General features: G+C 60.3%; 16 protein-coding genes. 4 read left to right on the forward strand and 12 right to left on the reverse strand.

Features of this window, described 5'->3' with window-relative positions; genetic code table 11:
- Positions 1 to 21: 21 nt before the first annotated feature.
- Genes pknB through BPSY_RS03200 form a run of 7 tightly spaced genes read right to left on the reverse strand, consistent with a single transcriptional unit; the run spans position 22 to position 8,959 of the window.
- Positions 22 to 2,172 carry a Stk1 family PASTA domain-containing Ser/Thr kinase gene (gene pknB, locus BPSY_RS03170; RefSeq protein WP_081884186.1) on the reverse strand — a complete coding sequence of 717 codons (2,151 nt, stop codon included), beginning with the start codon at positions 2,170 to 2,172 and terminating at the stop codon, positions 22 to 24.
- On the reverse strand, positions 2,169 to 3,203 hold the full coding sequence (locus BPSY_RS03175; RefSeq protein ID WP_081884188.1) for a serine/threonine-protein kinase: 1,035 nt from the start codon (positions 3,201 to 3,203) through the stop codon (positions 2,169 to 2,171). The genes pknB and BPSY_RS03175 overlap by 4 nt, the downstream gene beginning before the upstream one ends.
- Positions 3,200 to 4,660, reverse strand: coding sequence for a peptidoglycan D,D-transpeptidase FtsI family protein (locus tag BPSY_RS03180; protein WP_033497706.1), 1,461 nt, complete (start codon positions 4,658 to 4,660; stop codon positions 3,200 to 3,202). Before BPSY_RS03180 ends, BPSY_RS03175 begins: the two co-directional genes overlap by 4 nt.
- Entirely contained in the window at positions 4,657 to 6,141 is a 1,485-nt protein-coding gene (locus BPSY_RS03185; protein WP_238556788.1) for an FtsW/RodA/SpoVE family cell cycle protein, read from the reverse strand. The genes BPSY_RS03180 and BPSY_RS03185 overlap by 4 nt, the downstream gene beginning before the upstream one ends.
- A complete protein-coding gene (locus BPSY_RS03190; protein ID WP_033497708.1) occupies positions 6,138 to 7,691 on the reverse strand; it encodes a PP2C family protein-serine/threonine phosphatase in 1,554 nt (517 codons plus the stop codon). Before BPSY_RS03190 ends, BPSY_RS03185 begins: the two co-directional genes overlap by 4 nt.
- A 6-nt stretch (positions 7,692 to 7,697) precedes the next feature.
- Positions 7,698 to 8,231, reverse strand: coding sequence for an FHA domain-containing protein FhaB/FipA (locus BPSY_RS03195; protein WP_033497710.1), 534 nt, complete (start codon positions 8,229 to 8,231; stop codon positions 7,698 to 7,700).
- 26 nt (positions 8,232 to 8,257) lie between these two features.
- Complete coding sequence (locus tag BPSY_RS03200; RefSeq protein ID WP_033497712.1) at positions 8,258 to 8,959, reverse strand: FhaA domain-containing protein; 702 nt, start codon at positions 8,957 to 8,959, stop codon at positions 8,258 to 8,260.
- A 135-nt stretch (positions 8,960 to 9,094) separates the two neighbouring features.
- Between BPSY_RS03200 and BPSY_RS03205 the strand changes: the two genes are divergently transcribed.
- From BPSY_RS03205 to BPSY_RS03220, 4 genes are all read left to right on the forward strand, one after another.
- Positions 9,095 to 11,389, forward strand: coding sequence for a S9 family peptidase (locus tag BPSY_RS03205; RefSeq protein WP_051921585.1), 2,295 nt, complete (start codon positions 9,095 to 9,097; stop codon positions 11,387 to 11,389).
- Positions 11,390 to 11,468: 79 nt separating this feature from the next.
- Positions 11,469 to 14,120, forward strand: a complete 2,652-nt coding sequence (locus tag BPSY_RS03210) for a YhgE/Pip domain-containing protein (protein WP_051921587.1) — start codon at positions 11,469 to 11,471, stop codon at positions 14,118 to 14,120.
- Positions 14,117 to 16,363, forward strand: coding sequence for a YhgE/Pip domain-containing protein (locus BPSY_RS03215; RefSeq protein WP_033497714.1), 2,247 nt, complete (start codon positions 14,117 to 14,119; stop codon positions 16,361 to 16,363). The genes BPSY_RS03210 and BPSY_RS03215 overlap by 4 nt, the downstream gene beginning before the upstream one ends.
- A gap of 115 nt (positions 16,364 to 16,478) precedes the next feature.
- Positions 16,479 to 17,585: an alpha/beta fold hydrolase gene (locus BPSY_RS03220; RefSeq protein WP_033497716.1), complete on the forward strand. Its 1,107-nt coding sequence runs from the start codon at positions 16,479 to 16,481 to the stop codon at positions 17,583 to 17,585.
- Positions 17,586 to 17,692: 107 nt separating this feature from the next.
- Here BPSY_RS03220 and BPSY_RS11590 read toward each other — a convergent pair whose 3' ends face one another.
- The 5 genes from BPSY_RS11590 to BPSY_RS03245 all read right to left on the reverse strand — a co-directional run bounded on the left by BPSY_RS11590 (position 17,693) and on the right by BPSY_RS03245 (position 24,171).
- A complete protein-coding gene (locus tag BPSY_RS11590; protein WP_156099240.1) occupies positions 17,693 to 17,854 on the reverse strand; it encodes a hypothetical protein in 162 nt (53 codons plus the stop codon).
- 190 nt (positions 17,855 to 18,044) lie between these two features.
- Entirely contained in the window at positions 18,045 to 19,325 is a 1,281-nt protein-coding gene (locus BPSY_RS03230; RefSeq protein ID WP_081884191.1) for an MFS transporter, read from the reverse strand.
- Between the two features lie 306 nt (positions 19,326 to 19,631).
- Positions 19,632 to 21,686: an ABC transporter ATP-binding protein gene (locus tag BPSY_RS03235; protein WP_033497718.1), complete on the reverse strand. Its 2,055-nt coding sequence runs from the start codon at positions 21,684 to 21,686 to the stop codon at positions 19,632 to 19,634.
- On the reverse strand, positions 21,683 to 23,536 hold the full coding sequence (locus BPSY_RS03240) for an ABC transporter ATP-binding protein (protein ID WP_081884193.1): 1,854 nt from the start codon (positions 23,534 to 23,536) through the stop codon (positions 21,683 to 21,685). The genes BPSY_RS03235 and BPSY_RS03240 overlap by 4 nt, the downstream gene beginning before the upstream one ends.
- Positions 23,536 to 24,171: a MarR family winged helix-turn-helix transcriptional regulator gene (locus tag BPSY_RS03245; protein ID WP_051921589.1), complete on the reverse strand. Its 636-nt coding sequence runs from the start codon at positions 24,169 to 24,171 to the stop codon at positions 23,536 to 23,538. The genes BPSY_RS03240 and BPSY_RS03245 overlap by 1 nt, the downstream gene beginning before the upstream one ends.
- Positions 24,172 to 24,200: the final 29 nt, after the last annotated feature.

Genomic DNA, 24,200 nt, shown 5'->3' on the forward strand with positions numbered 1-24,200 from the left:
CATCCCCAAGTCCGGTGGCGATCAGTTCGAATCGACGTACAAAGTCACCTGCTTGTTGCTGACGGTGATTTTGGTGACCGTCGCCGAGTCATCGCTGCTGCTGTCGTTCTTCTTGACGGTGTATCCGTTGGATTGCAACTCTGTGGTCGCATCGGACTGACTCATCCCGACCACGCTATTCGGATCGAATGTTGCGGATGGGGCGCTCGTCGTCAAGGTGATCGTCGAACCTTTATCCACGGAGGAGCCTGCGGCGGGATCGGTGCTCGTCACCGTCGCGGAGTCATCGGATGACCCCTTGGTCGTGACCGAAAGGGAACTGCCGATGGTCGACTTCGCATCCTTCAAGGTCATGCCCACCACATTCGGAACGGTCACCTGCTCCTTGCCCTTGGAGACGTAGACCGTTATGGCGGTTCCCTGCTCGACCGAAGTGCCTGCGGCGGGATTGCTCCGCGTGACCGAGCCGGTCGGAACCGTATCGGAATTCTCCTGGGTGGTGTTGGTGTTGAAGCCTTGATCGTTCAAGGTCTGCAAGGCATCGGCCTGTGATTTGCCGGTGACGTCAGGCACCTTGGTCATGCCCGATGAGATGTAGAGCAGCACGCTGCTCCCCTTGGACAGGGCCTGCCCTGCGGCGGGATCGGTGCGCGTCACATGGTCCTTCTCGACGGTGCCGCTGTCTTCCACCGATGCCGTGGAACCGACGGTGAATCCGGCGCTCTCCAGCTCCTGGCGCGCCTCATCCTGCGATTTGCCGGTGACGTCGGGAACCTTCACGGATTGCGGCCCTGTGGAGAACCAGACGGTGACGGTCGAACCCTTGTCGACCTTCGCGCCACCCTTCGGGCTCTGCTTGGTGAAAGTACCCTGGGGCTCGGTCGAATCAGTATCCTGCTTCTCCTGGAACACCAGACCGGCGCTTTCTATCTTCTCCTGCGCCCTGGCGGCGGACATCTGGGATGTGATCTCAGGCACGGTAACGGTTTCGACGCTGGCGGGCTTGTTCAGGAACCAGATCGCCGCAACCGCAGCGGCCAGAACCAGCGCTCCCACGATCGACCAGAGGATTATCTTCTTGCGACGGCTTTTTTTGTTGTCCGCCGCGCGCTGCTCGGCTCGTGTCGCAGTCGCGATGTTCCCGGTGGCGGGCCCGCTCTGGCCCATGGCGGGATTGAAGGCCTGCGTCGCAGCCAAGGTCTCGGTAGGCGAGTTCATCGCCACCGTGGTGGCATCCTGCTCGGCGTCCTTGCGCGCCTTCATATTCGACAGATCGGTCAAAGGGTTGAAGGCGGCCGCAAGAGGCGTGCCACCGTTCATGAAGGTGAGCACATCGTTTTTGAAGTCCGCGGCCGTGCCGTAGCGGTTCTGCCGGTCCTTGGCCATGGCCTTGGCGCAGATCGAATCCCACATCTTCGGCAGGCCGGGAATGATGGCGCTGGGAGGTGTGGCGACCTCGGAGACGTGCTGGTATGCGATGGCCACGGCGGAGTCCCCCTTGAAAGGAGGACGTCCGGTGAGCATTTCGTAGAGCACGCAGCCTGCGGAATACAGGTCGGAACGCATATCTACGCTTTCACCACGCGCCTGCTCGGGGCTCAGATACTGCGCGGTGCCCACAACCCCCTGGGATTGCGTCATCGTGGCTGCGGAGTCGTCCAAGGCGCGGGCGATGCCGAAGTCCATCACCTTGACCATGCCCTGGTCGCTGATCATGATGTTGCCGGGCTTGATGTCGCGGTGGATGATCCCCATCCTGTGCGAGTACTCCAAAGCGTTGAGCACGCCGAGCATGACCTGTTCGGCGTCCCGTTGGCTGAGCGGCCCGTTGGATTTGATGATGTCGCGCAGGGTCTGGCCCTTCACGTATTCCATCACCAGATACGGCACCCGCTCATGGTTGCCGTTCTCGTCCTCGAGGGTCTCCTCGCCGGAATCGTAGATCGACACGATATTCGGGTTGTTCAGCTGCGCGACGGAATGCGCCTCGCGGCGGAAGCGGGAAAGGAATATCTCGTCATTGGTCAGGTCGGAACGCATGATCTTGATGGCGACGGTGCGCCCGAGACGTGCATCCTGAGCCACATGGACCTCGGCCATCCCTCCGCGTCCGATGAGCTGTCCCAGCTCATAGCGCCCATTCGCCAATGATGACGGCAACGTGGTGCTCATATCGAATCCTCTCTGCTCAACATCTCTGATTCGGTGTTCAAGTTCTGCACTATTCGCGCGGCTGCGTCCAGATCTGCCGTGGTCAGCTTACGCGAAGCGCGCCATGCAGCCTGCAGCATATTATGCACGGCGTGTGGCGCACTCACCACGCGTCTGGGCATCCGCCTGTTCGGTTCAAGGATCAGCTCGGTGTCGTGTGTCTGCTGATCGAGCAGCCGGCGTTCGATGCGTGCCAGGGTCTTGGAGACCATCATCGCATCGGGCGGACGGTCAAGCGGATCCTTCGACAGCATGGACATGATGAAGGCCGCCAGCTGGGTGTCGACCAGATCAGGCAGCGGAGGAACGGGTTCGTTGACGTGTGCGGCGGCGATATCGACCGCCGTGGCCCCGGTGAAGGGTCTGTGCCCGCACAGGCCCTCATATGCGACGACGCCGAGCGAGTATATGTCCGACTGCGGCGTGGCCTTCAACCCCTGTGCCTGCTCGGGAGATATGTATTGGGCCGTGCCGACGACCATGCCGTCCTGCGTGATCTGGCCCTGGTTGGTCGAGTAGGAGACACCGAAATCGGTGATCTTGACCTCGCCCGTATCGGAAACCATGATATTCGCCGGTTTCACATCCCGGTGGATGACACCGTGGGAATGCGCGACGAAAAGACCGCGTGCCGTCTGGATGAGTATCGGCAGCAGGTCGACGGCGTCCATCTTGCCGTGGTCCTGCAGTATCTCCGCCAGCGATTTGCTGGGCACATATTCCATGATCAGGAAGCCGATGCCGGCGTGTTCGTAGTATTCAAAAAGCGCGGCGATATTCGGGTGCGCAAGATTGGCTGAATTGTGGGCTTCAGCGCGGAGCCTGCGCAGTTTCGCCTCTTCGTTGCGCACATCGCCACGGAGGGCTTTGATCGCCACCGTGCGACCCAGCTCGATGTCGTAGCCTTTCCAGACTTCGCCCATGCCGCCTTGCGCCAGACGCTGGTCCAAACGGTAGCGTCTGTGGATGAGTTGGCCTTCGATCAGTCTCATTGGAGGGCCTCCTGCATGATCTGCTTCATAATCGGCCCGGCGGTCACGGATCCGGCCGATTCGGCGTCGCGCACCACCACGGCGACCGCGATCTTCGGGTTGTCTGCCGGTGCGAAGCCGATCATCCATGCATCAATGGAGGTGTTGTTGCCCGTTTGCGCGGTTCCGCTCTTCGCGGCGACCTGCGCATTCGTCAGCTGCAGACTCGGTGCATCCTTGGTGACCATGCTTTTCATCATATTCGTCAGTGACTTCGCGGTATCCGAGGAGAAGGCCTGGGAGTATTCGGAAGGGCTGGTCTGGGATATGACGCTGAGATCACTGGAACGCACCCGGTCGACTATGGTCGGCTGCATCAATTTGCCGTCATTCGCCACCGCCGCCGCGATCATCGCGTTCTGCAGCGGTGTCTCGACGGTGTCCCCCTGACCGATCGAAGCGAGGGCCAGCTTATCGGCGGTTGCGGTGTCGGGGAAACTCGACGCGGTGGCCTTCATCGGCACGCCTGTCGTTGAGGTCCCGTCAACGGTGATCGAGCTTCCGAATCCAAGTTTGGTGGCCTGGTCGCTGATCGTCTTGTTGCCGAGAGCCACACCCAGCTGCGCGAACGCGGTATTGGAGGAGTAGGCGAGGGCGTCGCTCATCGAGATTTTCCCGTTGGAACCGTTGGCCGCCGATGTGGTGTTCGTCAGTTGCGTATTGGTGTTGGGCAGCGTGTATGAGCTGCCTGCCGGCAGTTGGGTGTCTTCCTTGTACTTCCCAGATTCCAGAGCGGCTGCCGCGACAACGACCTTGAAGGTGGATCCAGGGGGGTAGTGTTCGGAGATCGCCCGGTTGAGCATCGGGTTACTGGCATCCTGGACCAGCGAACTGTATGCCGCGTTGGCTTTTGTGGAATCGTGCACGGCTAGCGTATTCGGATCATAGCTTGGTGTGCTCGCCATCGCCAGAATGCGACCTGTGCTGGGTTCGATGGCCACAACCGAGCCTGTTCTGTTGCCCAGCAGTGAATAGGCGAGTGATTGCAGCTTGGGATTGATTGAGGTCTCAATCGAGGCACCACGGTTCTGGCTGCCAGACAACAGGGATTTGAATTTGTTCCACCACAGGCTGTCCGATTGCCCGCTCAGCAGCTCGTTGCGCGAGGCCTCCACACCGCGGTCGGCGCGGGCGGTGATGGAATAGTAGCCGGTGACCGGGGCGTAGACGGTGCCGTTGGAGTACTTGCGCTGGTATTCGAGTGAATCGTTGGATGGGTCGGATTCGGCCAGCACGGTGCCATCGGAGGCCAGGATGGAACCACGGGGTACGCCGAATTCGTGATACAGCGCGCGGCTGTTCCTGGAATCCGCATTCAGCGATCCCGCCCTGAAGGTCATCAGCACGGTTGTGGACATTCCCAGAATGACGAAAAGCACGATCACCGCGGTGAAGAGTTGACGGAGGGATTTATTCATCTCGCCTCTCCTTTCACTGTGCGTGGCTGTTCGGTGGTCTGGGGGAACTGGGAGGTGTTCGTGGAAGCCCCCGACTCCGCATCCTTCGCTTCCTGGCGCGTCCTGATCTCATGATCGCGCAACGCGGCCAGGGCCTCGTATTGGAAGGTGTCCGAGGACACTTCAGGCTCGGGCTTGTTGGCCTGGTTCGAGATCACGATGAGCAGCGAGGCGAGTATCGAATTCGCCACAAGGCTGGAACCTCCCGCCGCCATGAAAGGCATGGTGAGGCCGGTCAGCGGGATGACAAGGGTGATCCCGCCCACCACGGTGAAGACCTGGAAGGCCATCGTGAAGACCAGGCCGGATGCGAGCAGCTTGCCGAAACCGTCCTTGACCTTCATCGCGGTGATCATGCCGGAGGCGATGATGATCAAATACAGCATCAGCACCGTGAGCAGCCCGACGAGGCCGAGTTCCTCACCCACGGATGAGTAGATGAAGTCCGAATTGGCCAGAGGGGTGAACCAGGGATGCCCCTGGCCGAGGCCCGTACCAAGCAGTCCGCCGGTGGCGAGTCCGAAGACGCCACGAACCAGCTGCCCGGAGCCCCCGTAGGTCTTGTTGTACTCGGCGTCGCTGAAGGGATGCAGCCAGGCATCGATGCGGGCATCGACATGGCTGAACACCAGGGTCGCCAGAAAGGCCCCGATGATGAAGAAAACCGCTCCGAGGAATATCCAGCTGCGTCTGCCGGTGGCCACATACAGCATCGAGACGAACATGGCGAAGAACATCAATGAGGTGCCGAGGTCATGCTGAAGGACCAGCACGCCCATCGAGGCCACCCAGACCACGATGATCGGTCCGAGGTCACGTATGCGGGGCAGTCTGACCCCCAGGAACTTGCTGCCGCCGACGGCCAGCTGGTCACGGTGATCGAAGAGGTACGAGGCGAAGAAGAAGGCCAGGAAGAGTTTTGCGAACTCGCCGGGCTGCAGGCTGTGGCTGCCGATGCCGATCCAGATTCTGGCGCCGCCGATCTCCTTTCCCAGACCCGGGATCATCGGGGAGAGCAGCAGTCCTATGCCGACGACCATGCTGACGTATGAGAAGCGTCTGAGCACCCTGTAGTCGCGAAGGCACACGATAAGCACGCAGCTGAGCACCAATGCCGTGGCCAGCCAGACCAGTTGTCGGGTCGCCACATCCGAGGGCTTGCCAAGTGCGGTATTGGCGTTATCTATACGGGCGATCATCATCGTGCCGATGGCGCTGAGCAACAGCACACAGGGCAGGATCGCCTGGCTGGCATAGGGCTGGTAGCGTGCGATCAGGGCCCACAGCAGCACGAAGAGCGCCCCGACGACCAGGAGCAGTACCAGGAAGGTGGTCGAAGCGTCGCCTGTGGTGCGGCGGAACATCTGGAAGAAGCCTATGGCGCTGATCGCCATGGCCAGAAGCAGCAGACTGATCTGTTTCAGCCTCATACGAACGGTCATGACGTCTTACCTCCGCTTGGGGAGGACGATGCCGTGTCTGAGGCAGAGGCGCTCGGGGATGATGTTGAATCCTCCTGCGTTTTGAGGTTCTTGGCCTCGCTGCGAATCAGCATCGCGTGTTCACGGCCCTCCTGCAGATTGGCGACGCTGATGCCTTCGCTCAGTTGCTCCCTCCATGACTGAGGCAGGGAGCTGACCGTAATCGTCGTCCGTTCGACCTCATGGGACAGGTTCAGGCCGAAGACATTCGTGGGGACACCTTGATAGATGGCCACAACATTGTCGCTTTCACCGAGATAGTACTGCGTCTGGCTCCACCGGTACGACGCGAAGACGCCGGCTCCCACGATCGCCAGCAGCACAGCCGTGATTGCCGCGATGGATATCCGCATGCGGCGTTTGCGTGAACGGCTTTGGTTGCGCTGTGTGACGTGTTCATGATGTATGGCCCTGGCCACGGCGGGATCGTTCGGATCGGCGCTTGCGCTGCCGTCCTTCTTGTGCACGACCGGAATCTCACCGGTGTCGGGCACCTGACGTTCCCCCCGATCCTCGCGTGTGGCCGAAGGCTGAGCCATCCTGACGCCATCATCTGCAGCCTGCTGGTGGGCGCGCTGATTCGATTCGGTCGATGACAGCGCGGCGGCACGTTGAGCGGGGGAGCGGTCGCCCGCGCGCAACTTCGGGGCGGTGGTCACCGGCCCTTCGACGATGTCTGCAATCGGTTCGAGGCTTGCGCTGGCGGCTCCTGCGACCACAGGGTTCTGGTGGGGGAGGTCGAAGGCGCTGGCGTCAAGGGAGAGGGTGGCATCGGCGACCACAGCGGTCACATTGTCCGTGCTGCCGGCCTTGAGGGCCATCGTCACCAGGCGTTGCGCGCATTCCTCCTGATCCGAGACCGAGATCAGCGTCTCTTCGATGGTCGAGTCCTCGAGCACGCCGCACAGGCCATCCGAGCACAGCAGCCAACGGTCAGCGGGCTTGGCCGAACGTATGGAGATGTCGGGACGGGGGTCGATGTCGAAATCACCGAGCACACGCATCACGACATTGCGCTGCGGATGGTTCTTCGCTTCCGCTTCGCTGATCCTGCCGGTATTGATCAGATGCTGCACGTAGCTGTGATCCTGCGTCATGCGGATGATGTGCCCATCCCTCAGCAGATAGGCGCGGGAATCACCGATATGGGCGAGCACCCAGTATCCGGCGACCAAAGCCACGGCGGTGACCGTGGTGCCCATTCCGGAAAGCCGGCGTTCGCGTTTGGCCTTGCCGACGATGGCATCGTGGGCGGCCATGACGGAGGTCTCCATCATCTCCGCGACATCCTGCACATCGTCGTCGGTATCGTCGCGTTCTATATGCGCCAGCGAGCGTATCGCGATCGTCGATGCGGTGTCTCCTCCTGCATGTCCTCCCATGCCGTCGCATATCGCGACCAGTCTCTCCCCTGCGAATGCCGAATCCTGGTTGTTGCTACGAACATAGCCAACATCCGATACCGCCGTGGAGTATAGGAAGAGTGAGCGCGCCGACCGATTATCGTTCATGCCGCGTTACCTCAACTCGAAAGTGGTTGCGCCTATGCGCACCGGGACTCGTGGTTCCAGCACCGTGGGTTCGGTGATCCGTTGGTCGTTGACCACTGTGCCGTTGGTGCTGTGCAGATCGTGGATGATCCAGCGGCCCTGCTCCGGATCAGGCGCCACGCTGGCATGGTGTGAGGATACGAACTCATCATCAAGGACCATGGTGTTGGATGCCGCACGACCCAAAGTGATCGCCTGCCGTCCGAGAGGGACCGAAACACCTGCAAGGGGTCCGTCGATGACCACGAGCAAAGTCGGTCCGTTGTCCCTCGACGCGCTCTCACGGGATGCATTGCCGTGTGCGGAGCGGGGTTCAGAAGTCGACTGCGCCGATGCTGATACCGCGGCACGCGCCGCTTTCTCGCGCCTCCTGCGAGCTCTCGAAGGCCGAGGTGAAAAGGCTGTGATCTCCTTATGCAAAGAGCGTATGACCAGCCACACAAACACCCATAGCAGAGCCAGGAACCCATACTTAAGGATGGCGAATGTAAGTTCCGTCATGCTTCGACCTTACGCCTATGCGGGACCTACCCCTGTTCCTGCGATGATGCCCAGTACAGGATTCGGGTACGTCCGATGGTGACAGTGTTGCCGTCAAGCAGTGTTGCCGCAGGGACCTGGTGCCCTTCGACATAGGTGCCGTTGGTGGAACCCAGATCGCGTGCGATCACGCCTTTTTCGGTGATATCAATTTCAAGATGCCTGCGGGAGATCCCGGGATCGTCGATGACGATATCGCAATTGGATCCTCTGCCAAGCACCGTTTTGGGTGCTGTGAGCAGATACTGCCTGCCGTTGATCTCCAGAACGGGGCAGTCCTTCGTCTCGCTTGGCGCCGTTACAGGAGCCGCATTGCCCTGCACCGATTCCGAGGTGAGATGGAAATCGCCCTTGCTGAGATTCAGGTCTTCCTCGAAAATGACCACGACCGGTCCGACGAAAGCGTAATGCTGGCTTTCGGCGTACTTGGTGAGGTTGTCGGCCAGTTCATTGGCGAGGGCCTCCGAGCCCCACTGCTCAATGCGGTCGAAGTCGGGAGTGGACAGCTTGAAGCGGTATTCGTTAGGCGCGACCGTACGGTCACGTCCCATAGGCATCGCCTGCGCGTCGATTTCACGCTCCAAAGCGCTGGACAAATCGACGGGCTGAAGATCCTTTGAGCCGAACTTTGAGAACACGCCGTTTACGGCACTTTCAACGCTTTTCTCAAAACGGTCGAGAACGCTCATAGTCATCCCTTTCTGTATACCCACATTATCCTACGCAGTGCGGGCAGCAGGAGGGCTTTGCAGGGGCAATACTTGCAAAGTCTTCAAGCCGTGCCGTTCTCTGACCGCGTCGCACCTGGTGCTAGCGTGAGTTGCATGGGCGAATCCAAGCATACAGTCAGTGACGGTGTGATATCCGATTTTCCGCGAAAGCGGGCCAGAACATTACGTTTCAGCCTCGGGGCGCCACGTTCGGCACAGGTGGTGGGAGACGGCAGCAGGGCACTGTTCCTGCGCTCCGACGGGCCGGAGGATCTGGTCACGAGCCTGTGGCTCAGCGTTTTCGACCGGGATGGCGGCCACGCTGAGCGTCTTCTGGCCGATCCCCGCGTGCTGCTCGCCGATGCGGGTGAAGAGGAGGTTCCTGCACAGGAACGGGCCCGCAGGGAACGTGCACGTGAGGGTGCGCAGGGCATTGTGACCTTCAGCGTCGATGCGGCTGGAAAGTACGCGGTGTTTGCGCTCGGTGGACGGTTGTGGATCACCAGCATCACCGCCGAAGGCGAGGAAGCGGAGACCCGCGAAATAGGGATGCGGGATGCGGGCTCGCAACAGGGGCAGCTCCCAGGGCCGGTCATCAACCCGCGGATAAGCCCGGATGCCTCTCTTATCGCGTACTCGACAGGGACCCGAATCATCATTGTTCCCACCGATGGCAGGGGCGCTGCGACGACCGTGCTCGGTGTCGGTCCGGATGAGGGGACGGACGTCACCCTCGGCCTCGCGGAATTCGTGGCGGGAGAGGAAATGGACCGCTACGAAGGATTCTGGTGGTCGCCCGATTCCAGGGCCTTGGTGGTGGAACGGGCTGATGAATCCAAAGAGACGATGTGGTACATCAGCGATCCGGCGAATCCCGGACGGCCCGCCGAAGGTCGGAGATACCCGCGTGCGCTCACCCGGAATGCGGAGGTCAGCCTTATCGCGCTACGGTTCACACACGGCGATACGCAGGGTGGGAATGGCGGAATCGTGGTGCGGGCCGTGGCCGATATCCGCTGGGATCATGAGCATTACGAGTATCTGGCAGCCTTGCGCTGGGAAGCGGGTCAGGATCCTGTGGCGCTGGTGCAGAACCGTTTGCAGAACAAGGACCAGGTGGTGCTTGTCCCGCTCTCCAGGAGTGCCGCATACAGGCAGGATGCCGAGCAGGATGATGCCGCTTCGGCTCCCCGTCCGGTCGTGCAGGTTGAGGTCGTGGAGGAGCACAGCAGCGATACCTGGCTGGATCTTTTCCCCGGGTGCCCGTGCAGAACACCCGACGGTCATCTCCTGTCCGCCGTCGCCGACGGGACATGCGACAGCAATCGCTTGGCTCTTGACGGCAGGGCCTTCACCCCTGCCGGCTGGCAGTTGCGCGAAGTGATCGATGTGGATGACAGCGGCGTGCTTGCGGTCGCATCACGCGATCCGAGAAGTTTCGACGTGGTGGCCTTCGGATTCGACGGCTCGGTGCAAACCCTCAACGAGGAGCCCGGTGTGTGGGGCGCCTCGCGCGCGGGCGCGGGATTGGTACTGAACGGCAGGGGCATGGCATCGGCGCAGAGTCATATGACCCATACCTGGGCGTCGGATGGCAAGGTCTATCAGGCGAATATAGAGAACCACTCCGCCGAGCCGGGCTTCGCCCCACGTGTGGAATTCGCGCAGCTTGGCGCGCACCGCTTGCAGGCGGCCATCATCCGGCCATCGCAGAACAGCCCGTATGCGGATGCGGACAGTCTGCCGGTGCTGCTGAAGCCGTATGGCGGACCGGGATTCCAGCAGGCCGTGTTCAACCAGGCGATGTATTGGGAAGCCCAGTGGTGGGCCGATCAGGGCTTCATCGTGCTCACCGCCGATGGGCATGGCACGACCGGGCGAGGACCCGCATGGGACCGTGCGATTTTCAAGAACATGGCACAGGTGACCCTCGATGATCAGATCGAGGCCCTCCAAGCCTTGCCGGAATATGCGCCGGAAGCCGATCTGCACCATGTGGCGATGATCGGATGGTCATACGGCGGTTTCCTTTCGGCCCTCGCCGTGTTGAGGGCCCCCGACGCGGTTCACGCCGCATGCGCGGGTGCCCCGCCCACCGATTGGACCTTGTACGACACCCATTACACCGAGCGCTATCTCGGACTCGACCCTGATGTGTATCGCAGCAACAGCCTGCTCGACGATGCCAAGGGACTCCGCCGTCCTCTGTTGCTGATTCACGGTTTCGCGGACGATAACGTTTCGGTCGCCAACACACTGCGGCTCTCGCAGGCCCTGTTGGCGGAGGGGAAGGATCATGCGGTGCTGCCACTGAATGGCATCACCCATATGACCAACGATGAAACCGTCGCCGAGAACCTGCTGATCGCTCAGCGTGATTTCCTGTACCAGGCCCTGGGTCTGCGGTGAAGTTCGCCGTCAGCGGCGGCGGGGTATGACGGGCGGATATACTCTTTCGTGAAGAATCTGCCGATGAGGAGGCAAACGAGTGAGGACTGTTCTGCGTATCTTCATCCGTGACGCCATCCGTCTGCTCCGCAATCCCGTGGCGATTGTGATCACGCTCGGCGTGGCCATCATCCCCTCGCTCTATGCGTGGTTCAATATCGTCGCGAATTGGGATCCGTACTCGAACACCGGCAATATCAAGGTCGCGGTGGCGAATGCCGATGAGGGATACGACTCGGATCTTGCGGGCCATCTTGACGCCGGCGGGCAGGTCGTCAAGAATCTCAAGAAGAACGACGACCTCGGGTGGACCTTCGTGAATCGCACCGCGGCCATCGAAGGGGTTCGATCGGGTGAATACTACGCGGCGATCGTCATCCCCAAAGATTTCAGCCGCAGCCTGATCACTTCAATCGACGGCACATCGAAGCGCGCCTCCCTCGATTATTACGTGAACGAGAAGAAGAACGCGATCGCGCCCAAGGTGACCGACACCGGGGCCAGCACGATAGAAGAGCAGATCGATTCCACGTTCATCTCCACGGTCAGCGATGTGGTGGTCAAGAAGATCACGGATACGGCGGGCGGGATCGATTCCTCCACCGAAAGGGCGAAGGCATCCGTCGCAGCCGATCTCAACACCACCATCAGCAACATCAATCATGTGCGATCCACCCTCGACGGTGTTTCGAACACCATGCAGCAGGCGCGGCAGAACATCGTCGCCTCCCAACAGGAATCCGACACGCTCGCCGCTCAGATCACGGCCGCGCAGCGCTCTCTCGGGAACACCCAGAGCGCTCTGAAACAGGCCAGAAGCAGCTCGCTGACCTTCTCCAACAGCCTGCTCACAGGGCTCAACGGCGGTGCCTCGGGGCTTGCGGGCATAGCCGTGGACGCGAACTCGCTCTCCGGCAATGTCATCACCTCCTTCAATGAGGCGGGGCGGACGGTCGATCAGGTCACCAGCAGCATCGGCGGCGTCGTCGATGCCAATGCGCAAGCCATCACCAAGCTGCAGACGGCTTTGGACGAATCAGGCCTGGATAAGGATGATCCCGCATACCAGGCCATCGAGGAGCGGATACAGGATCTCCAACAGGCGAACAAGACCCAGCAGCAGCAACTCTCCGATTTCAAAAGCTCCTCCTCCACGATCATCGATTCGGGCAAATCGACGGCGACCAGCCTTTCCAAGGCGGTTTCGGATTCCACCAACAGCGGCATAGCGGCATTCAACGATGCCAGTTCAACGCTTTCGGGCACCATCGTTCCCGGACTGCTCAACAGCATGGATGGTTTTTCGGCCATGACGGGCACCCTTTCCGGCACCCTTACGGGGCTGTCCTCAACGGTGGCGCAGTCGAAAAGCCTGATGGGCCAGCTGATCGGCACCATCGATGAGACCCGATCGACGATGGCTTCGACCAGCGCAGCGCTCTCCTCCGTGAACACCGGCCTGATTTCCGTCCGCGATGATGTCGCCGCGCTCGGCAGCTCCGCGCTGATGCAGAAAATCTCCAAGGCGCTGGACCTCGACAGCCAGGGCATCGGGGCATTCATGGCCTCACCGGTGAATCTGAGCACCAGAACCGTGTACCCCATCAAGAACTATGGTTCGGCGGTGACCCCCTTCTATACGAATCTCGCCCTGTGGGTCGGCGGTTTCGTCATCATCGCCATTTACAAGCTTGAGGTCGACCGCGAGGGGCTCAAGCGCATGCATACCATCCAGGCCTATCTGGGCAGGGGGCTGCTGCTGAGCGTCATCGGCATCATGCAGGCGCTGATCGTGACGATAGGCGATCTGGTCATAGGCGTGCAGAACGAACATCCTGCACTGTTCGTGCTCGCAGGGGTGTTCATCTCGCTGGTATACGTCAACATCATCTACGCCTTGGCGACATCCATGAGACATATCGGCAAGGCCATCGCGGTCATCGTGCTGATCCTGCAGATCCCTGGATCATCGGGTATGTATCCGATCGAGCTGATGCCCCAGTTCTTCCGTAATCTCAGTCCGTGGCTGCCGTTCACCTACGGCATCAACGCGATGAGGGAGACCATAGGCGGCATGTATCACAGCCATTACTGGGGGAATATGCTCGCCCTGTTCTGGTATCTGCCGCTCGCCCTGTTCATCGGCATCGTCGGGCGCAGGGTGCTGACCAACCTCAATGCGATGTTCGACCGTCGTCTTGCCGCCACCGATCTGCTGATCACCGAACAGAGCCAGGGCAGCCATGACCTGATCGGCGTGAACTCGCTCATCCGGGCCGCCGCGAGCACCCAGGAGTACCGCAAGCGGATCACGCAGCGCGCCCATCGTTTCCTGGCTATGTATCCGGGTCTGGTGCGCACGGGTCTGGTGATGGTCGTCGTGCTGCCGATCATATTCCTTGTGCTGCTGTTCAGCGTCGAAGCGAAGATCGTCATGCTCATCCTGTGGATCGTGTCGATCATCCTCATCGATTTCTACCTGATCGTCATCGAATACCTGCGTGACAGTTTCGTCAGACAGCTCGGATACAGCGGCTCGGGTGTGGAGGGCATCACCGCCGAAGCCGAAGTCGGCATCGCCGAACACGTCCAGGATGAACACGTCCAGCATGAACACGTCCAGCATGAACACAGTGCAGACGGGCATGGGGAGCCCCCTGCGTCATCGACGAAGCAGGGTGGTCAAGGATGAGGAACATCTGGAGGATATACACCCACGATCTGCGCAATCTGACGCGGAATGTGATCGGTGTCATCGTGCTGATCGGCCTTATCGTGGTGCCTGCCCTGTATGCGTGGTTCAACATCGCCGCCAGTTGGAACCCATATGGGAACACCAAGGCGCTCAAAGTCGCCGTCGCCAACGAGGACAAGGGCTATCAATCGGATCTGATGCCGATCAAGATCAACGTGGGGGAGACGGTGGTCAATAAGCTGCGGGCCGACGACCAATTGGACTGGCAGTTCACCAGCAGTGCCGACGCGATGGATGGCGTGTCCTCCGGTGAATACTATGCCGCCATCATCATCCCCAAGCAATTCAGCACCGACATGATGACCCTCTTCTCCTCCGAGGTCAAGCATGCGAAGCTGGAGTACGTCATCAACGAGAAGACGAATGCCATCGCCCCGCATATCACCGGCAAGGGTGCGGATACCTTGGCGACCACAATCGACCAGAGCTTTGCCAGAACCATCGGTACCGTCGGGCTCGATATCGCCTCAAGTCTGCTGAAATACGCCAAAAGCCCCGAAATGCAGCAGTATGTGACAACCGCCACCGGCCATGTGGGCGATCTGGCCGATCAGCTGCATACCGCCAGCGAGCAGGTGCGTGCATATTCCAAGCTTTTGGGCGCTTCCGAGTCCATCATCGCTTCGACGAACACGCTGCTGGGCCAGAGCGCCACAGCCGCCACAGGTGCGAAAACAGCGCTGAAACAGGGCTCCGACGGCATGGGAGCATTCGAGAGCACACTCAATGCCAGCGGCAACGCCCTGACCGCGGCGCTGGCACAGGCCGATAAGGCCTACACCCAGGTATCCTCCGAGGTCGATACCGCGCTTTCCGGCACCGGAAAGCAGTCGACGGCCCTTGCCTCGCAGATGACGTCCTTGCAGCACGCGGTCACCACGGGAGCGTCGGGCTTCGGCGGTCTGGCGGACGATCTGGACGAACAGGCCGAGTCCGCCACCCAGGAGGATGTGAAGAAAGCGCTTCAGGATGCCTCAAAGCGGGCCCGTGACACGCAATCCGCCCTGAATGACGTTGCACGGAGTCTGGGGTCGGCGGCTGCCAATGTGAGCCAGGGCCAGAGCGATATGGCCGCAAGCCAGAAGCAGATCACAGAGCGTATTGCCACCGCAAAGGCATCCATCGACGGACTGTCTGACGATTATCAGAGCAATCTCAAACCCAAGTTGCAGTCTCTGAACGCTTCGGTCAGCGATCTGGTCTCCCAGACGGATGCGGTGATCGATGGACTGGGCAGCACTGTCGGCGGTGTGCAACAGATGTCGGGGTCTTTGCTCAGCAGTGTGGGGTCCATACGCAAGGATCTGGACGGCGCCGCCGACTCCTTGGACGATGCCTCGGGGAAACTCACGGATTTCGGCAACAGGCTGACGGCCGCATACAACAACGGCAACCCTGAGGATCTGGATCAGCTCAGCTCCTCCGATCCCGATGCGCTCGCGGCGCTGCTGTCATCCCCGGTCTCCCTGAACCGCACGGCGGTCTATCCGATAGCGAATTACGGCTCAGCCATGACGCCCTTCTACACGGTGTTGTCCATCTGGGTCGGCAGCGTGATCCTCGTTGCCATGGTCAAGGTCAGTATCTCTGAGAAACAGCGCAGGGCGGTGCTGGGCCTTGATCCGATTCCGGATGACGTGCATGCGCGCGCAGGAACCAAGGGACGGGTCCCGGTGCTGATGTTGCACCAGCAGTATTTCGGCAGATATCTGGTCTTCCTGTCGATCGCGCTGTGCCAGGCCGGGCTCGTTGCTCTGGGCGACCTGTTCTATCTTCGGGTTCAGGCGAACCATGCCTTCAGGTTCATGCTGGTGGCGTGGCTGTGCGCGCTGGTGTTCTCCAGCATCATGTATACCCTGACGCTGTCGTTCGGCGATGTGGGGAAGGCCTTGTGTGTCGTCCTGCTGGTGATGCAGGTCGCGGGATCGGGAGGCACCTTCCCTATCGAGATGCTGCCGGGATTCTTCAGGGCCGTGTATCCATTCCTCCCATTCCCGCATGCGATCGACGCGATGCATGCCGCGATGACCGATTCCTACGGAATGGAATACTGGAATGCCATGGGTGCCCTGGCCTTGTTCCTGGTGCCGGTCCTGCTGTTGGGTCTGGTGCTGCGTCGGCCGATGATCCGCTTCAACGCCTGGGTCGTGCGTTCGCTCGAAAGCACGAAACTGATGTGATGCGGGGTGCATGAGATGCTGCTGAGGTTCCTGATGAAGAGGCTCGCCCGCGGTATATGCAAGCGTCGCCCAGATGTTCGTTTGTACGGTTGCGGGATTGTTGTAGCGTGGACTTATGCCGTTCGATCTGCTTGATGAGCACCACTATGCCGAATCCATGCACAACATCGTGCTGCCCGCGTTGCGGTCATGCCGTGACGAAGGATGGATGGAGGCATCAGCGCCCGCCGGGGGCAAGGCACATGGCCGCAACGCGGCCGGTGGTGGCATTTCGGGAAATCAGCAGAGTGAGACCGCCGGGAAATTGCACTATGTGTGTTATGACGCTGAGCGATTCGATGGACTGCACCTCAACGAGGCCTCCGCGCGTTTCCGCGGTGCGATCGTGATCGCCCATGGATTCACGGAATTCGCGGAGAAATACGATGAGATGGTTTGGTATTTCCTGCTTGCCGGATACTCGGTATGCATACTCGAGCACCGGGGGCATGGCCTGTCGGCCAGGGATATCTCCGATCCGAGCCTGGTGTGGATCGACGACTGGCATCGGTATGTCGAGGACCTGTCGCACTTCTGCACCGATGTGGCACAGGAATACGCCGGAGGCTCGCCGGTGTTCCTGTTCGGGCATTCGATGGGAGGCGCCATCGGAGCGGCCGTGCTTGAACAGTATCCTACGATTTTCGATAAAGCCGTGCTGTCGTCGCCGATGATCGCACCCCGCACGGGTCTGCCGTTGTGGCTCGCCCCGATGATCATAGGAGGGGCCTGCAAAGTCGGTATGTCGCGGCGCATCGTTCCCGGGCACGCTCCCTTCGCGCCGCAGATCGCGGAACGCGACTATCAGAGGGCCAGTGCACCGCGTATCGAATGGTTCCAATCCTTGCGCAAACGACATGTCGAATATCAGACCAGCGCAGCCACGTTCTCCTGGGTGAACCAGGCTCTGCGGATGTCCCGTAGTCTGCTGCGGCAGTCGATGTGCGATCGTGTGGAGACGCCGATGATGGTGTTCCAGGCCACGAACGACGATTACGTATTGGAGAAGCCGGAAAGCCAATTCGTGCAGCAGGTGCAGGCGGGCGGCTGCTATGCCGAACTGGTACGTGTTGAAGACAGCCGGCATGAGCTCTTTGGCATGCCGAATGAGGCCATGGCCCCCTATGTGAAGAGTGTCATCGACTTTTTCGATGCCACCGTCCACATCAGCGTGAACGACTAGACGATCGGCCGATGGATGACGACCGCCCCGGCCGTATCGATTATCTGCGTGATGCAAAGCAGCTATCGGTAGGACCGGGGCGGTTGCCGGATGATATGCGAAGAATCTCAGTTCTTCTTGGAGAACAGACCCTTTACGAAGCCCCAGACCGCTGTGATGATGAACAGCACCAGCGAAACGAAGAACAGCCAGATCAGGCCCTTGACGGCCAGGCCCGCGATGCCGCCGATGATCCACAGCAGCATAAGAATGATGAATAGTGCCAACATGATATTCCCCCTTGATAGTGCTCTCTTTGCGGCTACAGCTTAGCAGCGTAGGGACTGTTGATCGCGAATATGGAGCCCAGGGCTTCGAAGACGCACATCTTCTTAATACGACCTGAACAAATCCATGCCGGTGCGGATGAAGAACGCTCCGGTGAAAACCACGTCGTCAGGAACCGGGAAGGTCGCCGAATCAGCGTGCCTCACCGGAAGGAGCAGCATCCCGTGAACGGGTGAGTCCGGGCAGGATCGTCGCGATAAGAAGGATTACGGCGAAAACAGTCCCGGCGAGAAGACCCGCACGCAGATTGTCGTCCTGCATGGCGGATACCGTGCCCACCAGCGCGGGGCCCACCGCACATCCGATGTCCCCCGCGACGGCGAAGAGCGCGAACATCAGAGTGCCGCCTCCCGGCATGTTCTCAACGGCCAGGGAGAATGTGCCGGGCCACATGATGCCTACCGACAAACCGGTGAGGGCGCAAGCGATCAGCCCCAACACCGGGGATGGTGCCAGCCCGGCCACCAGATAGGTGATGATGCATAGTCCGGCGCTCGACGCTATGAAGAACCTGAGGTTGATGCGATGGCCGAGAACACCGTATATGGTGCGGCTGACGCCCATCATTACAGCGAATGCAGCGGGCCCGGCAAGGTCGCCGATCACCTTGGTCACGCCCAGACCCGTTTCGGCGAAGGCGCTCGCCCACTGAGCCATGCCCTGTTCCGCGGCTCCTGCGCAGAGCATCATGATGAAGAAGACGATGAAGGCGGGACGACGCAGCAGTTGCCTGAAGTCGAAGCGTTCGCTGCCTTCGGGGATGATCGCCGGTATCGGTGCGCCAAGGAACAGCAGCACTCCGGCAATCGGAACCAGCGCCCACAGACAAGCCAGGGCAGGCCATGTGCCGATGCCGAAGACCCAGAGCGCCAAGGTCGAAAGCGCGACCGTCGCCACTTGGCCCCAGCAGTAGAAGGAATGCAGCAGGCTCATCATCTTCGCCTTGTGGGCGGTGGGGCAGCCTTGCACGATCGGTGAGACCAGCACTTCGATAAGGCCGCCGCCAAGGGCATACAGCACGATGGCCAACACCAGGAAGGGGTATGGCTCCGTGACCTGAGGGGGTACGATGCCCAGCACCAGAAGACCTGCGGCTGCGAAGACATGTGCTGCGATGATGCAGGGTTTGTACCCGATACGGTCCACGTACTTGCCCGCAAGCACATCCACGATAAGCTGCGTCACGAAGTTCAACGTGATCAGCGAGGCCAGCTTGCCCAGTCCGATCCCCAAGGTCGTTGAGAAGGTGACGAAGAGCAGGGGCATGAAATTGTTGATGACCGCCTGGGTGACGTACCCATTGAAACAGGCGACGATGGTACGCGTGTACCCCTGGCCGCCCCGGTCCGATCGGGTGCTCCGGCCGCCGAGTGAGGCATGTGCCGGATTCGGGTGCTGTTGTGTCGCCTTCATGTGTCGCCTTGTTCTGTCCGGTACCGCAAACAGCGGAGGAGTCGGGATGTCTGCCCGTCCCCGTGGGCGAGTGACCGGATCATCGATTGACGACGGTGCCAATTGACGATCCTGGCGATACGCTGTGGTGGGATATCGCCGAAGTGGTCTATCGTTGAGCAAACACAGGCGAATCTACCAGTTCCAGGAGCAGCACGCCAACTGCCCCGCCGGTTTTCAACACACGGTGCTGTTGAAAGCCGGCGGGGCAGTCGGGATGTGCCTGCCGCGGAATCGGGATCCGCAATGAGATGGACGGCGATGCCGTTATTCGAGTTCCACAGCCCCCGTGTACAGCTGGTAGTACTGGCCGTGTTGGGCGATCAGCTCGTTATGCGTTCCGCGTTCGATGATTCTTCCATGATCGAGAACCATGATGACATCCGCGTTGCGTACCGTCGACAGACGGTGTGCGATGACGAAGACCGTGCGGTTCTTCATCAGCGCGTCCATACCTGCCTGCACCACGGACTCGGTTCGCGTATCTATTGAGGAGGTCGCCTCGTCCAGAATCATCGCCGGTGGGTCGGCGACGGCGGCCCGGGCGATGGAGATCAGCTGCCGTTGGCCTTGTGACAGGCCGCTGCCGTCACCTTCGAGAACGGTTTGGTATCCGTCGGGTAGCATCCGGATGAAGCTGTCGGCATTGGTCAGTCGGGCCGCGTCAATGCATTCCTCGTCACTGGCGTTCAGACGGCCGTAACGGATATTGTCCATCACCGTCCCGGTGAAGAGGTTTACATCCTGAAGGACTATGCCGAGGGAATGCCTGAGATCGGGTTTGCGGATATGGCTGACATCGATGCCGTCATAGAGAATCTGCCCCTGCTGAATGTCGTAGAAACGGTTGATCAGGTTGGTGACCGTCGTTTTGCCCGCGCCGGTGGCTCCGACCAGAGCTATCTTCTGCCCGGGTTTGGCGAACCAGGTGATGTCGTGCAGAACGGGTTTGTCGGGGTCGTAGCCGAAGGTCACATCGGTGAAACGGACATCGCCGCGAAGCAGCGTCAGACGTCCGTCAGCCGAGGTGACGGCGCTCTGTTTGGCTTTGAGCGCCACTTCGGCCGCCTGTCCGCTGAGGTTTCCCGCTGCCTGCAGCGAGCGGGAGCCATCGTCGCCCGCTTCGCGCTTCCATGCCCAATGCTGGGTGGCTTCCGCGGACTCGCGTACGGTACCGTCCGCGTCGATGCTGGCATTCACCAGGACCACGGTGCCGTTGTCCTGCTCCACGGGTTCATCCATCAGGGAGAATATCCGAGAAGCACCGGCAAGGGCCATCATCACCATGTTGAACTGCATCGAGACCTGCCCGATGGGGTTGATGAAGGCTCTGGACAGCGTAAGCAGGGAGACGATGGTGCCGAGGGTGAGCGTACCCGCACCGGAGAGACCCACATTGCCCCAGCCCGCGATACCCGCGATACCACCCAGGATCGCGAGCAGCACATAGAGCAGATAGCCCATATTGCCCACCACGGGCATCGTGACATTGCCGTAGATATTCGCCTGGGTGCTCGCGTCGAAGAGCTTCTCGTTCTTCTCGGCGAAGGTGTCCGCCGTGGCTGCTTCGTGGTTGAAGATCTTGATGACCTTCTGCCCATTCACCGCCTCCTCGACGAAGCCGTTGACATCGCCGAGCGACTGCTGTTGGCGTACGAAGAACATGCCGCTGCGGGTCACCAGCACGCGGACCACGACGATCAGTACGGCCGTGAACAGCAGCGTGAAGGCGGTGAAGGGTATCGACAGCCAGAGCATCGCGATCAGGGCCGCCAGCGCGGAGACGGCCGAGGAGAACATCTGGGGGAATGACTGGCTGATCGCCTGGCGCAGGGTGTCGGTGTCATTCGTGTATCGGCTCATCACATCGCCGTGCTCATGGGTGTCGAAGTAGCGGATCGGCAGCTCCTGCTGATGGGCGAACATCTGGTCGCGGATCTGTTTCAGGGTGCCTTGTTCGATTCCGACGAGCAGCCAGTTGTACAGCCAGGTGCACAGCGTCCCCACCGCATACAGGCAGCCCATCAGTGTGAGGGCCTCGACCAGAGGCATCCAATCGGCATTGCTGGCTCCTACCAGAGGCAGGATATAGGTGTCGATAAGCGTCTGCAGGAAGAGTGCCGATCCTGCCTGTGCCGCGGCGGAAACCACGATGCAGAGCAGAATCACCGCCACCCGCCATCTGTAAGCGAAGATGTATCCGAATATGCGTTTGGTGGTTCCGGGCTGTGCTTTCTGGGGGCCACGGGGTTTGCGATTCCCGAAACCGCTGTCCTTGCGGTCTTTGCCGGTCGTGGTTCCCGATGCTGTTGCCGTGCTCATACTCTTGCCCTCCTTTGCGTCTCTTCCTCCATGCCAATCGGGGCATCATCCCCAGGGGCCCGGGTCTGCGACTCGTAGATTTCCCGGTATTCCTCGCAGTGCAGCAACAGTTCCTGATGCGTGCCCTGGTCGAGTATCCGCCCCTCGTGCATCACGATGATGTTGTCCGATTCCTGCACCGAGGCGACGCGCTGCGCGATGATGATCTTCGTGGTGTCCGGGATCTCGTTGCGGAAGGCATCGCGTATCAGCTGATCGGTTTTGGTGTCCACGGCGCTCGTGGAATCATCGAGTATCAGGATGCGTGGGCGTTTCAGCAGGGCTCGTGCGATGCACAGTCGTTGGCGTTGGCCGCCCGAGACATTGCTGCCGCCCTGCTCGATGTGGGTGTCGTAGCCATCCGGGAATTCACGGATGAAGTCGTCGGCCTGGGCGAGTTGGCAGGCGTGCCTGAGCTCGTCATCGCTGGCCTGCGGGTTGCCCCAACGAAGGTTCTCCTTGATCGTTCCGCTGAACAGCACGTTCTTCTGCAACACCATCGCGACCTGATCGCGCAGCGTCTCGAGATCATATTCACGCACATCGTGTCCCCCCACCCTCAGTGAGCCGGAGGCGACATCGTAGAGGCGCGGGATCAGTTGCACCAGACTGGATTTCGAAGAGCCTGTGCCTCCGACGATGCCGATTGTCTGGCCGGATTCGATATTCAGATCGATTGAATCCAGAACCGGTTTTTCCGAACTGTCCGCATAACGGAAGGTGACGTTTTCGAAGGTGACCGAGCCATCTGGAACGTCGACGACCGGTTCCGAAGGGTTGCTCAAGGTGCTGACCTCGGTGAGGACCTGGCGTATGCGCTCGGCTGAGGCCCTCGAGATGATGACCATGACGAAGATCATCGAGAGCATCATCATGCTCATCAGGATCTGCATCGCGTAGGTGACCAGGGCGGTCAGATCGCCCGTGCTGAGACCCAGGGCGCTGTTGTTGCCGGACGCGACGATCTGCTTGGCGCCGAGCCAGGCGATGACGATCATCGAGACATACATGCACAGCTGCATCAGCGGCATGTTGAAGCTCATCGTTTTCTCCGCCTTGACGAAGTACTTGTAGATGCGTTCCGAGATGCCGGCGAATTTGCCCACCTCGTGGTTTTCGCGATTATAGGATTTCACCACGCGGATGCCCTGCAGATTCTCATCCACGACGTTATTCAGTTCGTCATAGGTGTGGAAGACCTTCTCGAACACCGGATGGACGATAACCGCCAAGGCGCACAATCCGATTCCGAGTATGGGAATGGTCGCCACGAACACCATGGAGATCGATGGGCTGATGCGGAAGGCGAATATCCAGGAGATGATCACCATGATCGGCGCCCGCACACCCAGGCGAATCAGCATCTGGAAGGCGTTCTGAAGATTCGTGATATCCGTGGTCAGACGTGTGATGATCGAACCCGTCGAGAAGCGATCGATATTCGTGAAGCTGAAGGACTGCACCTTATCGAAGAGGTCATGCCGCAGGTTCTTGGCGATGCCTGAGGAAGCGATGGCGGCATACCTGCCTGCGAGGAAACCGCAGCTCAGCGAAACCGCGGAGCATGCGATAAGCATCAGTCCGAAACGCCAGATATTCGGCATGCTGCGTCCGGAGATGCCGCGGTCGATCAGCAGCGCCATCACCGTGGGGATGATGATCTCCAGTACGCTTTCGACTGCGACGAAGGCCGGTGCAAGAAGACTGGCCCTGCGGTATTCGCGCAGGCTCTTCAGCAGGATCCTCACTGTGGAGATGCCCCCGCTTGACTGGTGCCGCGTAGCCTTGGCACCCGTGGTGGTTGTTGTCATTACCTGTTTGTCCCTTTCTTCTCATCCTCCGACTCACCGCTGTCCCCGGTGGTCCCTTGTGTGTCCCTGCTCTCCGGGTTCGGGGCTCCGGGACAATTGCTGCCCACCAGTCCCGTGCTCAGGAGATTGCTTCTCATGCGTGCAAAATAGCGGGAGAGGTTATCTCTGTCCTCCTGTTGGAAACCTTCGAAGAGCATGTCCTCCATACGCATCGCGTTTGCTCTGAGTGAGTCGGCGATGTCCAAAGCCGCTTTGGTAAGCACGATTTTGCGCAAACGGGCATCCCTCTCGACGGCATGACGTTCGATGAGCCCCTTTTTCTCCATCAGGCTGAGCACACGCGATGCCGTGGATCGGGTTATCGAGAAGCGTTCCTCGATGTCGTACTGGAATATGTTGCGAGTCTGGTTCTTGGCCAGGAACATGATGATGCGCGCATTGCCACCCGTTGCGTTACGGGCGTCCTCGGGCATGGTCACACCGAGATAGCGGTTGATCATATTGCTCAATGAACGGATCTCGATGCCGAGATGGGCCGGTCGCCCCTCGCTCTCGGTCCCGATTTCCTTCCCGTTCCCGGCGCCTTCGGCATCCGGGTCGTATGCCGGTGCTGTCCGTGTAGATGTACCTGTCACCCAAGAGCCTCTTTCCATCGCTGAGAAAC

Source organism: Bifidobacterium psychraerophilum (assembly GCF_000741705.1).
Taxonomy (GTDB): Bacteria; Actinomycetota; Actinomycetes; order Actinomycetales; family Bifidobacteriaceae; genus Bombiscardovia; species Bombiscardovia psychraerophila.